This window comes from Jatrophihabitans fulvus (assembly GCF_054781375.1).
This window is the reverse complement of record NZ_BAAGUN010000007.1, coordinates 105,750-118,174: the sequence shown is the minus strand read 5'-3', so window position 1 is coordinate 118,174 and position 12,425 is coordinate 105,750. Positions and strand designations below refer to the sequence as shown.

The following is a 12,425-nucleotide window of genomic DNA, read 5'->3' as shown; positions in this document are numbered from 1 at the left end:
ACCGGGTGTCTCCCGGCCCTCCCACGTGTGTCAGAGCTTCGAGACCTGGCTGAACGACAGTTCGACCGGGGTCTCACGCCCGAAGATCGACACCAGCACCCGCAGCTTCTGGTGCATGGGGTCGATCTCGTTGATGGTGGCCGGGAGCGTGGCGAACGGACCGTCCATGACGGTGACCGACTCGCCGACCGAGAAGTCGACCTCGTAGGTCGGCTTGTCGGCACCGGCGGTGGCGCCGGCGGCCTTCTCGCCGCCCTTGGCGACGACCTCGGCCTTCTTGGTGGCCGGCGCCAGGATCTTGACGACCTCGTCCTCGGTGAGCGGCGACGGCCGGGAGGTCGCCCCGACGAAGCCGGTGACGCCCGGGGTGTTGCGGACGGCGCCCCACGACTCGTCGTTGAGGTCCATGCGGACGAGGATGTAGCCCGGGAAGACCTTGCGCTGCACCTGCTGGCGCTTGCCGTTCTTGATCTCGACGACGTCCTCGGTCGGGACCTCGACCTGGAAGATGTAGTCCTCCATGTCGAGCGACTGGATGCGGCTCTCGAGGTTGGTCTTCACCTTGTTCTCGTAACCGGCGTAGGAGTGCACGACGTACCAGTCGCCGAACTGCATCTTCAGCTCGCGGCGGAGGGCCTCGACCGGGTCCTCCTCCTCGTCGCTCTCGGCGGCGGTGTCGACGAGGCCGTCGCCGGCGAGGGCCTCGACGGTCTCGTCGGTCGGCGTCGCCGACTCGACGGCGTCGGAGTTCAGGTCGGCGTCCTGCACGGACTCGGACGCCGTCTCGGCGTCGCTCTCGGACTGCTCGAGGCCGGCGAGGTCGAGTTCGTCGTCGGCCGGGTTCGACGTCGGTCCGTCGTCGTCGGCACCCAGCAGCCGGGCGGCCTCCGCCAGGTCGGCTGGGCCGTCGGCGGCGGACTGCGCGGACTCGCTGGCGCGCGGCGTCAGGACTTCGTCGCCGGCTGCGTCGTTCTCGGACACACTCTCTCTTCTCTTGCTCGATGGCGGACCGACGGTGCGGTCCCGGCCGCAGGCGGGCCTGCGGTGTCGTGCGTGGCTCGCGCCCCCGATCGTCAGCCGAAGACGGCGATGACCAGCTTCGCGAAGCCCAGGTCGAGGCCCGCGACGATCGCGACCATGATCACCACGAACACGATCACCACGATCGAGTAGGTGACCAGCTCGGAGCGCGACGGCCACAGGACCTTGCGCAGCTCGGACACCGACTCGCGGACGAACCGCGTGGGCGCGCCACCGCGACCCCGCGACGGACGCGCGGCCGGGGACTCGCTCTTGGTCGTCGCCACTGGCTCTCCTCACGTGTCGGCCGGCGGACGACGTCCGTCCGCACGACCACTACCTGCGGTACTGCGCAGGGGCGACAGGACTCGAACCTGCAACCGCCGGTTTTGGAGACCGGTGCTCTACCAATTGAGCCACGCCCCTAGGGGACCTGCACGGGTCGCGAGAGGCATGCTGACGCACGGCCTCACGACCCAGCGCGCCAGTCTACGGGGCGCGGCACAGAGGTTCCAAACCGCCGCGTCCCAGCACCGGCGCGCGGCGGCCCGTCCCGTCCGTCGCGACGCCGCCGTCCCACCTCCTGGGACGCGGGCGCGAGCGTCCGACGGGAGCGCACGGCGGGATGCGGGCGTCTGGGACGATGGGCGCCATGGGAGCCCGCGTATCCGACCGCATCGCCGCCATCGCCGAGTCCGCCACCCTCGCCGTCGACGCCAAGGCCAAGGCCCTGAAGGCCGCCGGCCGTCCGGTCATCGGTTTCGGGGCCGGCGAACCCGACTTCCCGACGCCCGACTACATCGTCGAGGCGGCCGTCGCGGCGGCGAAGGACCCCAAGAACCACCGCTACACCCCGGTCGCCGGCCAGCCCGAGCTGCGCGCCGCGATCGCGGCCAAGACCAAGCGTGACACCGACTGGGACGTCGAGGCCGCGCAGGTGCTCGTCACCAACGGCGGCAAGCAGGCCGTCTACAACACGTTCGCCGCGCTGCTCGACCCGGGCGACGAGGTCATCCTGGTCGCGCCCTACTGGACCACCTACCCCGAGGCCATCAAGCTCGCCGGGGGCGTCCCCGTCGAGGTCGTGGCCGACGAGAGCACCGGGTACATCGCGGGCGTCGACGCCCTCGAGGCCGCGCGGACCGAGCGCACCAAGGTGCTGCTGTTCGTGTCGCCGTCGAACCCGACCGGCGCGGTCTACTCGCGGGCCGAGGTCGAGGCCGTCGGCGCGTGGGCCCGCGAGAACGACCTCTGGGTCGTCACCGACGAGATCTACGAGCACCTGGTCTACGGCGACGCCGAGATGGTGTCCATCGTGCACTCGGCCGGCGAGAAGGTCGTCGTGCTCAACGGTGTCGCCAAGACCTACGCCATGACCGGGTGGCGTGTGGGTTGGATGATCGGACCCACCGACGTCATCAAGGCCGCGTCCAACCTGCAGTCGCACTCGACGTCCAACGTCAGCAACGTGGCGCAGGTGGCCGCGCTCACCGCCGTGTCGGGCGACCTCTCGGCCGTCGCCGAGATGCGGTCCGTCTACGACCGCCGCCGCAAGGCCATCGTCGCCGCGCTGAACGACATCCCCGGCATCGTGTGCCCCGAGCCGCTGGGCGCCTTCTACGCGTATCCCTCGGTGAAGGACCTGCTCGGCAAGCCGCTGGCGGGGCGCACCGCGAGCACGTCCGCCGACCTGGCCGGCATCATCCTCGAGGAGGCCGAGGTCGCGGTGGTGCCGGGCGAGGCGTTCGGCACGCCGGGCTACTTCCGCATGTCGTACGCACTCGGCGACGACGACCTCGCCGAGGGCGTCGCCCGCATCGCCAAGCTGGTGTCCGGGGGCTGACGCCCTACGGCAGGGCGCCCGCCTGCTGCAGCACCCGCACGGCCTTCGGGAGCTTCGCCAGCGCCGCCTCGAGATCGGACGGTTCGGCGATACGCCAGGCGTTCGCGTTCACGTAGCAGCGGATCGCCGCGTCGAACGCCGTGCCGCCGGCGGCGGTGCGGGCGGCCTCGAGCGCGGCCGAACCCTTGTCGTAGGTCGTGAAGTAGTAGCCGTTCTCGTCGGTGCCGTACGACTGCGTCGAGGAGTCGACGTCGCCGGGGCTCTGCAGGTCGCCGGAGTGCGACGGCGTGCCGTCGACGAGTTCCTGGGCGTACGAGGCGAAGGCCTCGTCGAGCCACGGGTGCTGCGACTGCGAGTTGCCGACCATCGCGTAGAAGTACTCGTGCGCCGTCTCGTGCACCGCCACCAGCTGCGAGCTGTCGAGCATCAGGATCGATCCCGGGTACTCGATGCCGCCGCCCTGCGCGGGCACGCGGGCGACCGCCAGTGACGGGAACGGGAACGGCCCGAACTGTTTCGACAGCACCTCGATCGCCCGCTCGAACTGTTCGACCTGCGCGGTGAGTTCGTCCTGGTCGGGCGCGCCGACACGCAGGGCCGTGCGTCCGACCCTCACGTCCTTCACCGCGAAGGGGCCGACCGAGACGAGGACGTCCCGCGCCGCGGCCAGCGACGACGTCCACGTGCGGGTGTCGCCGGAGCCCTTCGGCGGATCGGCCGGGTTGCCCGAGGCGATGACGACGTCGTCGGACGGGGCGGTCACCGACAGCTCGGTGTCCATGGCCTCGCTCGTCGCGCTCTCGGCGGTGAAGTTCAGCAGGTCCTCGGTGTGCCACCCGTACCCGCGCTGCCACGCGAGCAGCGGCTGCCCGGAGCCGAACCACGCGAAGTCGTCGGAGCGTCCGAACCGGTCGAACGAGTCGGCGCCCAGGGTCAGGGTGAAGGCCAGCTTCGCCGTGACCACGGTGTTCGCGGCGACGGTGCGGCCGAGCGGCACCCGCAGCAGGCCGCCCTGCGTGCCGGGGGCGGCATTGGCCTGCGTGAAGGTGAACGGCTCGCCGGACGGGGAGGACGTCGCGGACGTGATCCGGATGCGGTTGCCCTGGGCGACGCTGGGCCGGGTGTTCGCGGTCAGGCGGAACACCAGCTCGGTGATCGGCTTGTCGGGCGCGAACGTGACCTGCTCGGTGCCGGTGACCGTGCTGTGGTCGGCCGCGACGGTGAACGCCAGCGACACCCTGGGCCGGTTGGCGTCGGGCGCGGCGTAGCTGCTCGGGCAGGCCGCAGCGTCCGGTGCCCCGCTCGTGGACGACGGCGCCGACGACGCCGCGGGCGCGCCCGTCGCGGGCGCCCGCGAGGCCGGGAAGTCGTTGCCGCCCGGGGTCGACGAGCCGGTGCTGCCCGTCCCGTCCGTCGTCGAACAGGCGCCGAGCGTAACCGCCAGGAGGAGCGCGGCCGTCGTCCGCCGGGCCGTCAGGCGGGCCATCGGACCACGGCCCGGGCGCGGGACAGCACGGTGTCACCGTCGACCGTCGCGGTGACGGTGACCTCGACCAGACCGTCCTCGCGCACCTTCTTGACCACTCCGGAGACCGTGAGCGTGGCCTCGCCGGGGTCGGGGACGGGCACGGGCCGGGTGAAGCGGACCCCGTACTCGACGAGGGCCCCCGGGTCGCCGGCCCAGTCGGTCAGCAGGCGGGCGGCCGTGGCCATGGTGAACATGCCGTGCGCGATGACGCCGGGCAGGCCGACCTCGCGGGCGACCCGATCGTTCCAGTGGATGGGGTTGAAGTCGCCCGAGGCGCCCGCGTAGCGGACCAGGTCGGCGCGGGTGACCGGGAAGACGCGGGCCGGGATCTCGTCCCCGGCGACCGGTGCCGCGCTCACGCGTCCTCCCCCCGTCCGACGAGCAGCATGCGGGCGGTGGTCACGGGCTCGCCGTCCGTCGTCCGCACGTCGAACCGCAGGCCGACCATGTCGTTGCCCGCGACCGCACGGATGCTGTCGACCGTCGTGACGACCTCGAGTTCGTCGCCCGCGGCGATGGGGCGGTGGTACTCGTAGCGCTCCTCGCCGTGCACGACCCGGCTGAAGTCCAGGCCGAAGTCCGGGTCGGCGATGACCACGGCGGCGGCCTCGAGGGTCAACCGCGTCGCGAAGGTGGGCGGCGCGAGGACGTCCGCGTGCCCGGCGGCGCGGGCGGCGCCGGCGTCGCGATAGACCGGGTTCGGGTCGTTGATCGCGTCGGCGAACTCGCGGATCTTCTCGCGGCTCACGCGGTACGGGTCGGTGGGCGGGAAGGTGCGTCCGGCGTACGACGCGTCCACGGGCATGGCGGGAGGCTATGTCATGCGCGTGAGGCGCGTGGGGCTAATGGTCCCCGGCGGGCAGGTCGGTCAGCACCGGGAACGGCGCCTCGCCGAACCCCTCGACCCGCGGACGTCCCCACGGGTCGACGTCGGCCAGCGCCGTGGCGACCTCGGCGTGCGGGGTGCGCAGCGTGACCGATCGGGGGTTGCGCTCGACGAGAGCCGTGACCGCCGGGTCGGCGGCCACCCGGCCGTACCAGCTGTACTTGCCGGTGACCGGGTCGAAGTGGCCGCGCAGCTTGACCGTCACGGGCGTGGCCGCGCCGTCGGCGTCGAGCAGTTCGGCGGGACCGTCGTAACCGTCCTCGTCGGGAAGCTGCCTGGTGCTCACGTGGTCTCCTTCGCAGCGGCCAGCGGGCCGATCGGCAGTGGCGCGTCGTACTCGACGTGCAGACCGTGGTCGCGGGCGGTGCCGTCGAGCAGGTGCCAGACGCCCGTGCACACGAGATCGGTGAACTCGGCCCGCGGGATCGAGCGGTGCTGCAGCCACCAGCCGCCCGCGGCCTCGACGAAACCGACGATGCCGTAGGCGCCGGGGTCGGCCTCGTCGCCGTCTATGCCGAAGAAGACCATCAGGATCTTCAACAGCGACGCGATGTTGTCGGCCAGTGTGTTCTCGACCGACTCGAGGCCCTCGCGGCGCGACCGCAGGAACAGGTAGAGGTTGGGGTGCTCGTCCAGCCAGCCGATGATCGTGCCGATCGCCGCCGTGATGACCTGGCGCGGCGTGCTCTCGACGCTGAGGGCGAGCTTCGGCAGCACCGAGTCGAGGACGGCCTTCGCCACGTGCTGCGCGATGGCCTGGCGGAGGTCCTCACGGTCGCGGAAGTAGCGGTACAGCACGGTGCGGCTGACACCCGCCGCCTCGGCGATCTGCTCCGCGGACGCCGCGGGGCCGTGCTGGTCGATCGCCTCCGCGCCGGCCGCCACGAAGGCCGCGCGGCGCTCGGTGCGGTGCTTGGCCCAGCGCAGCCGCCGACCGTCCTCGGCGGGGGTCTCGCCGGCGGTGTCGCGGGTCGACCGAGCTGACATGACGACCTCCCCACGCGCCGGGCAATACCTGTGACAACCACCCTAACCGCCTCCGCGCCGCCCGGATCGGCGCGGCGAGATGTGGTGACCCCAATATCCGCGGACGGGGCGGATCTTCAGACCCTCGCCGCGCCCGGGCACCGGAACCGCCTGAAGATCGACGGACGGGGCGGATCTTCAGACCCTCGCCGCGCCCGGGCACCGGAACCGCCTGAAGATCGACGGACGGGGCGGATCTTCAGACAGGCGCGGAGGCTGCGGCTCACGGCGACGGGCCCTCCGTCCACAGGGCGCCGTGCCGTCCACAGGCGGGTGCCGGGTGGGCGCACCGCCGTCTGCCGAGCTTCACGATGGTCCGATGCCGACCGCATCCGCCGTCCGTGCCCTCTCGTCCGGGCCGCGGGTCGCCGGCGTACCCGAACTCGGCCGGTACGGATGGAGCGCGGACGAGGTACGGGCGCAGGTGCGCGCGGGCCGGTGGCAACGCATCGGACGGGGCATCGTGCGGCACAACGGCGAGCTCACCGAAGCCGACCGACGTGTCGACGACACGACGCGCGCTCGCTCTGGTGCACGGCGGGCCCCACGCCGTCCACACCTCGTTCACGTCGTTGGCGCAGTGGGGGCTCGAGGGCTGGCCTCGCGAGGCCGTCCACATCCTTGTGCCGCGTGGCGCGCGGGTGAGACGTCCGCCCGGAGTCGCCGTCCGAGTGCACTGGACCGAACGATGGGACAGCCGCGACATCCTCGGGCGCAGGCGGCTGCACCGACCGGCGCAGAGTGCAGTGCTGGCCGCCGCCGGAACGGCCGATCCGCGCATCGGGTGCGGGGTGTTGGCCGCGGTCGTACAGCAGCGGCTCGTGAGATCGGGCGACGTCGTCACCGCCGTCCGAGAGTCCACCCGGATCCGGCACCGCAGCCTTCTGCTGTCGGCCGCGCACGACATGGGCCAGGGCGCCGAAGCGTTGTCCGAACTCGATTTCGCCTGGATGTGCAGGCGGGCGGGACTTCCCGAACCGATGCGTCAAGCCGTCCGCCTCGAACCGTCCGGACGCCGTCGCTACCTGGATGTCGAATGGCGCTCGCCGCGCCGTTTGGTGGTCGAGGTGGACGGCGCGATGCACCTCGCTGCGTCGCGCTGGTGGGCAGACCAGCTGCGTCAGAACGAACTCGTCATCGCTGGCGACCGCGTACTGCGCTTCCCGAGCGTCATCCTGCGCTGCGAGCCGGCGCTGGTGGTGGACCAACTTCGCCGCGCACTCACGGGCTGACGGCCACCGGGACGACACGCCGCCTGATCGTCGGCGGACAGAGCCGATTTCAGACCCCCGCTGCGCCCGCACACCCGAACTGCCTGAAGATCCACGGACGAACTGCCCGGTTTCAGGGCACACGAAACGGCCCCGCCGGGCGGACCGGGCGGGGCCGTGGGTCGAGCTGCGGGACTAGCGGGTCTCGCGGTGCTCGGTGTGCTTGCCGCAGAACGGGCAGAACTTCTTCATCGTCAACCGGTCAGGGTCGTTACGACGGTTCTTCTTGGTGATGTAGTTGCGGTGCTTGCAGTCCTGGCAAGCCAGAGTGATCTTCGGCCGGACGTCGGTGGCTGCCACGGGTCGTGCCTCTCGAATCGGTTACTGCTGTCTGGATCTAGTAGCGAGGGCGGGACTCGAACCCGCGACACCACGATTATGAGCCGTGTGCTCTAACCGCCTGAGCTACCTCGCCCCGGCCGGTGATCGGACACCTGCCAGAGCCCCCTTACGGAATCGAACCGTAGACCTTCTCCTTACCATGGAGACGCTCTGCCGACTGAGCTAAGGGGGCGGAACACCCTGCTGCGGACCGCGATCCGACAGCATCGTGCGCCAGCCGATCAGGTTACACGACGCGGGACGCCCGTTCTCACGGCAGCCCTCGGCGGCCCGCTCCGCCGATCACGGTCGGGCACCGAAACCGTCGCCGGACGGGGTGAACCTCTGGCCTCGGCTCGCGAAAGGGACCAAACTCACACCCGTTCAGCTCACGTTCTGTCCGCCGGCACGCGACGACAGGGTCTGCCGTCGCCGTCACGGACCTCGACGAAGGAACGGTGACGGCCGCGGTGACTCGCGCTACCGAACGTCCGAGCAGAGGGCCCGACGCGGGACCGGGGGGCGAGCCACCCACCCGGGCGAACATGCGCGCGGGAGTCGCCGCACCCGGGCGGGCGAGCATCGGCGTCCGCACGCTGCGCACCGACAACTGGCGCAAGGCCCCGGTCGTCACGTTCGTGCTGCTGGCCGGCTGGGTGCTCTACGCGACGCTGCGGACGGTCTGGCAGGCCGCGTACTACTCCGTCGACGAGCGCTACCTGTCGCCGTTCTACTCGCCGTGCGTGACCAGCAGCTGCACGGAGCAGTCCCGCGATCTGGGCACGTGGTTCGGCGACTTCCCGCCGCTCATCCCGTTCGCCATCGTGACGCTGCCGTTCCTGCTCGGCTTCCGGCTCACCTGCTACTACTACCGGCGCTCGTACTACCGGGCGTTCTGGGCGTCGCCGCCGGCCTGCGCCGTCGCCGAGCCGCACGCGAAGTACACCGGCGAGACGAAGTTCCCGCTGATCCTGCAGAACCTGCACCGCTACTTCTGGGTCGCGGCCGGGATCATCTCGGTCGTCAACACGATCGACGTCGTGCTCGCGTTCATGCCCCCGGACGGCGACGACGGGCACCACTTCGGCTTCGGCCTCGGCACGCTGATCATGCTCGCCAACGTGGTGCTGCTGTGGGCGTACACGCTGTCGTGCCACTCGTGCCGCCACATCGTCGGCGGCAAGCTGCGCACCTTCTCGCGTCACCCGCTGCGCTACCGGGCGTGGACGTTCATCTCCGGACTCAACGCCAAGCACATGCAGCTCGCCTGGACCACCCTGGCGACGCTCGTGATCACCGACCTGTACGTCGCGCTCGTGGCCTCGAACACGATCAGCGACCTGCGCTTCGTCAACTAGGGAGAGCGCATGTCCGACACCACCGGCAACGGCGTCCGGCCCACCGAGGCACCCGTCGAGACCCACAGCTACGACGTCCTCGTCCTCGGCGCCGGCGGCGCGGGCCTGCGGGCCGCGATCGCCGCGCACGAGGCAGGCCTGCGGGTCGCGGTCATCTGCAAGTCGCTGTTCGGCAAGGCCCACACCGTGATGGCCGAGGGCGGCTGCGCCGCGGCGATGGGCAACGCCAACGGCAACGACAACTGGCAGGTGCACTTCCGCGACACGATGCGCGGCGGCAAGTTCCTCAACAACTGGCGCATGGCCGAGCTGCACGCCAAGGAGGCGCCGCACCGCGTCTGGGAGCTCGAGACGTACGGCGCGCTGTTCGACCGCACCAAGGACGGCCGCATCAGCCAGCGCAACTTCGGCGGCCACGAGTACCCGCGCCTCGCGCACGTCGGCGACCGCACCGGACTCGAGCTGATCCGCACCATGCAGCAGAAGATCGTCTCGCTGCAGCAGGACGACGCGAAGGCCAAGGGCAACACCGGGGCGGACGAGGGTCGACTGCGGGTGTTCGCCGAGGTGACCGTCACCGACCTCGTCCAGACCCGCCGCGGCGGCCCGGTCGCCGGTGCGTTCGGCTACTACCGCGAGACCGGCGACTTCGTGGTGTTCAAGGCGCCTGCGGTCGTGCTCGCCACCGGCGGCATCGGCAAGGTCGCCAAGGTGACGTCCAACAGCTGGGAGTGCACGGGCGACGGCATGGGCCTGGCCCTGCGGGCGGGCTCGACGCTGCTCAACATGGAGTTCGTGCAGTTCCACCCCACCGGCATGGTCTGGCCCCCGTCGGTCAAGGGCATCCTCGTCACCGAGGGCGTGCGCGGCGACGGCGGCGTGCTGAAGAACTCCGACGGCAAGCGGTTCACCTTCGACTACGTGCCGGACGTGTTCCGCGAGCAGTACGCGGACAACGAGGCCGAGGCCGATCGCTGGTACAGCGACCCGGAGAACAACAAGCGCACGCCCGACCTGCTGCCGCGCGACGAGGTCGCCCGCGCGATCAACAGCGAGGTCAAGGCGGGACGCGGCTCACCCCACGGCGGCGTGTTCCTCGACATCGCCTCCCGGTTGCCGAAGGACGAGATCCTGCGTCGCCTGCCGTCGATGTACCACCAGTTCAAGGAACTGGCGGACGTCGACATCACCGCCGAACCCATGGAGGTCGGCCCGACCTGCCACTACGTCATGGGCGGCATCGAGGTCGAGCCCGACACCGGCGCCGCCAACCGGGTGCCGGGGCTGTTCGCGTCCGGCGAGGTGGCGGGCGGCATGCACGGCTCGAACCGGCTCGGCGGCAACTCGCTGTCCGACCTGCTCGTGTTCGGCAAGCGCTCGGGCGAGGGCGCGGCGCAGTACGTGAAGCAGCTGCGCGGCCAGTACCCGAGCGTCACCGACGCGCAGATCGAGGCGTGCAAGCGCATCGCGCTCGAGCCGATGCAGAAGGAGGACGGCGAGAGCAGCTACGAGCTGCACGAGGAACTGCAGCAGATCATCAACGATCTGGTCGGGCTGATCCGCAAGGCGGGCGAGATGCAGGACGCCCTCGAGCGGCTGGCCAAGTTGAAGGAACGCGCCGAGCACATCAAGGTCACCGGCGGACGGGCGTTCAACCCGGGGTGGCACCTCGCGCTCGACCTGCGCAACATGATCATGGTTGCCGAGAGCATGGCGAAGGCGGCGTTGCTGCGCGAGGAATCGCGCGGCGGCCACACCCGTGACGACTTCCCGAAGATGTCACCCGAGTGGCGGCAGAAGAACCTGATCTGCGCCCTCGACGAGCGCGGCACCGGCATCGAGGTCACCGAGCAGCCCATCGCCCCGATGCGTCCGGACCTGCTGCAGCTGTTCCAGAAGTCCGAGCTGAAGAAGTACTTCACCGACGCCGAGATCGCCGGCGTCTCCGAGGAAGGCGTCTGAGATGACCGCAGTCGAGGAGAACGCCGAGGTCAGCCCGGACGAGGCGATGGCGAACGCGAAGGCCGGGAGCGACGACAAGGGCTACGACGCGCACTTCCGCGTCTGGCGTGGCGACGCCGAGGGAGGCGAGCTCGTCGACTACACCGTCCGCGTCAACGAGGGCGAGGTCGTGCTCGACATCATCCATCGGCTGCAGGCCACCCAGGCCGGCGATCTCGCCGTCCGGTGGAACTGCAAGGCGGGCAAGTGCGGATCGTGCAGCGCGGAGATCAACGGCCGTCCGCGGTTGATGTGCATGACCCGCATGTCGACCTTCGGACAGGGGGACGTCATCACGGTCACGCCGATGCGCGCATTCCCGGTGATGAAGGACCTCGTGACCGACGTGTCCTTCAACTACAAGAAGGCCCAGGAGACGCCTGCGTTCGCGCCGCCGCCCGGGCTGGAGCCCGGCGAGTACCGCATGGCACAGGTCGACGTCGAACGCTCGCAGGAGTTCCGCAAGTGCATCGAGTGCTTCCTGTGCCAGAACGTCTGCCACGTGGTGCGTGACCACGAGGACAACAAGGAGGCCTACTCGGGTCCGCGCTTCCTCATGCGCATCGCCGAACTCGACATGCACCCGCTCGACGCGCTCGACCGGCAGCACTCCGCCCAGGAGGACCACGGCCTCGGCATGTGCAACATCACCAAGTGCTGCACCGAGGTCTGCCCGGAGCACATCAAGATCACCGACAACGCGCTGATCCCGCTCAAGGAGCGCGTCGTCGACCGCAAGTACGACCCGCTGGTGTGGCTCGGCAACAAGATCCGCCGCCGGCCGAGCTGACCGCGGCGCCCGCTCCGCGGGCGTGACCTGCGGAAATGTTCGCTCGCGACCCGAACATTCCGTGCCCGGGCACGAGAAGACCCAGGCGGCCGTACGGGGGAGCCGGCCGCCTGGGTCCTCCTCAGTATGCACCCCGCTCCCGCTGTGCCAAGTCGGGCTGATCAGAACGCGAAAAGACCAGACGGTATGGACTGTCGACAACGGGTCGAGGGTGCGCGATGGCACGCGATGGACGGATCGCGAAGTCGGAGCCGGTGCGCCCCGGGGGTGCCAGCACCCCGTGCCAGTACCCCTCGGGGTGACCGACCAGCCACCTCACGCGGACGCCGCCCGACTTCCAGGCTGAGGACACCGGCGCCGGGACCCACCCGACGCCACCCG

General features: G+C 70.6%; 13 protein-coding genes and 3 tRNA genes. 5 read left to right on the top strand and 11 right to left on the bottom strand.

Annotated elements, in window-relative coordinates:
- Positions 1–30: 30 nt before the first annotated feature.
- The 3 genes from nusG to ACYVP9_RS20060 form a co-directional block, all read right to left on the bottom strand.
- Positions 31–876, bottom strand: a complete 846-nt coding sequence (gene nusG / locus ACYVP9_RS20070; protein ID WP_460606944.1) for a transcription termination/antitermination protein NusG — start codon at positions 874–876, stop codon at positions 31–33.
- A gap of 197 nt (positions 877–1,073) precedes the next feature.
- The gene (gene secE / locus ACYVP9_RS20065; protein ID WP_460606726.1) at positions 1,074–1,307 is read right to left on the bottom strand and encodes a preprotein translocase subunit SecE; all 234 of its coding nucleotides are present in this window, start codon (positions 1,305–1,307) and stop codon (positions 1,074–1,076) included.
- Positions 1,308–1,373: 66 nt separating this feature from the next.
- Positions 1,374–1,446: transfer RNA gene (locus tag ACYVP9_RS20060), tRNA-Trp, on the bottom strand.
- 217 nt (positions 1,447–1,663) lie between these two features.
- Here ACYVP9_RS20060 and ACYVP9_RS20055 point away from each other — a divergent pair.
- On the top strand, positions 1,664–2,863 hold the full coding sequence (locus ACYVP9_RS20055; protein WP_460606725.1) for a pyridoxal phosphate-dependent aminotransferase: 1,200 nt from the start codon (positions 1,664–1,666) through the stop codon (positions 2,861–2,863).
- Between the two features lie 4 nt (positions 2,864–2,867).
- Here ACYVP9_RS20055 and ACYVP9_RS20050 read toward each other — a convergent pair whose 3' ends face one another.
- The 5 genes from ACYVP9_RS20050 to ACYVP9_RS20030 are packed head-to-tail and all read right to left on the bottom strand — an operon-like array spanning position 2,868 to position 6,264.
- Entirely contained in the window at positions 2,868–4,349 is a 1,482-nt protein-coding gene (locus ACYVP9_RS20050) for a gluzincin family metallopeptidase (RefSeq protein WP_460606724.1), read from the bottom strand.
- Entirely contained in the window at positions 4,337–4,750 is a 414-nt protein-coding gene (locus tag ACYVP9_RS20045; protein ID WP_460606723.1) for a MaoC family dehydratase, read from the bottom strand. Before ACYVP9_RS20045 ends, ACYVP9_RS20050 begins: the two co-directional genes overlap by 13 nt.
- Positions 4,747–5,196, bottom strand: coding sequence for an FAS1-like dehydratase domain-containing protein (locus ACYVP9_RS20040; RefSeq protein WP_460606722.1), 450 nt, complete (start codon positions 5,194–5,196; stop codon positions 4,747–4,749). Before ACYVP9_RS20040 ends, ACYVP9_RS20045 begins: the two co-directional genes overlap by 4 nt.
- A gap of 37 nt (positions 5,197–5,233) precedes the next feature.
- Positions 5,234–5,563: a DUF4873 domain-containing protein gene (locus tag ACYVP9_RS20035; protein WP_460606721.1), complete on the bottom strand. Its 330-nt coding sequence runs from the start codon at positions 5,561–5,563 to the stop codon at positions 5,234–5,236.
- Complete coding sequence (locus ACYVP9_RS20030; RefSeq protein ID WP_460606720.1) at positions 5,560–6,264, bottom strand: TetR/AcrR family transcriptional regulator; 705 nt, start codon at positions 6,262–6,264, stop codon at positions 5,560–5,562. Before ACYVP9_RS20030 ends, ACYVP9_RS20035 begins: the two co-directional genes overlap by 4 nt.
- A 785-nt stretch (positions 6,265–7,049) precedes the next feature.
- Between ACYVP9_RS20030 and ACYVP9_RS20025 the strand changes: the two genes are divergently transcribed.
- Complete coding sequence (locus tag ACYVP9_RS20025; RefSeq protein WP_460606719.1) at positions 7,050–7,535, top strand: DUF559 domain-containing protein; 486 nt, start codon at positions 7,050–7,052, stop codon at positions 7,533–7,535.
- Between the two features lie 174 nt (positions 7,536–7,709).
- Here the strand turns inward: ACYVP9_RS20025 and rpmG are convergent, their stop codons facing one another.
- From rpmG to ACYVP9_RS20010, 3 genes are all read right to left on the bottom strand, one after another.
- The gene (gene rpmG, locus ACYVP9_RS20020; protein ID WP_460606718.1) at positions 7,710–7,874 is read right to left on the bottom strand and encodes a 50S ribosomal protein L33; all 165 of its coding nucleotides are present in this window, start codon (positions 7,872–7,874) and stop codon (positions 7,710–7,712) included.
- A 41-nt stretch (positions 7,875–7,915) separates the two neighbouring features.
- Positions 7,916–7,989, bottom strand: a tRNA-Met gene (locus ACYVP9_RS20015).
- A gap of 26 nt (positions 7,990–8,015) precedes the next feature.
- Positions 8,016–8,088 (bottom strand) — tRNA-Thr (locus tag ACYVP9_RS20010).
- 352 nt (positions 8,089–8,440) lie between these two features.
- Here ACYVP9_RS20010 and ACYVP9_RS20005 point away from each other — a divergent pair.
- Genes ACYVP9_RS20005 through ACYVP9_RS19995 form a run of 3 tightly spaced genes read left to right on the top strand, consistent with a single transcriptional unit; the run spans position 8,441 to position 12,044 of the window.
- Complete coding sequence (locus tag ACYVP9_RS20005) at positions 8,441–9,253, top strand: hypothetical protein (RefSeq protein ID WP_460606717.1); 813 nt, start codon at positions 8,441–8,443, stop codon at positions 9,251–9,253.
- Between the two features lie 9 nt (positions 9,254–9,262).
- Positions 9,263–11,215, top strand: a complete 1,953-nt coding sequence (locus tag ACYVP9_RS20000; protein ID WP_460606716.1) for a succinate dehydrogenase flavoprotein subunit — start codon at positions 9,263–9,265, stop codon at positions 11,213–11,215.
- A 46-nt stretch (positions 11,216–11,261) separates the two neighbouring features.
- Positions 11,262–12,044, top strand: a complete 783-nt coding sequence (locus tag ACYVP9_RS19995; RefSeq protein ID WP_460606943.1) for a succinate dehydrogenase/fumarate reductase iron-sulfur subunit — start codon at positions 11,262–11,264, stop codon at positions 12,042–12,044.
- Positions 12,045–12,425 lie beyond the last annotated feature (381 nt).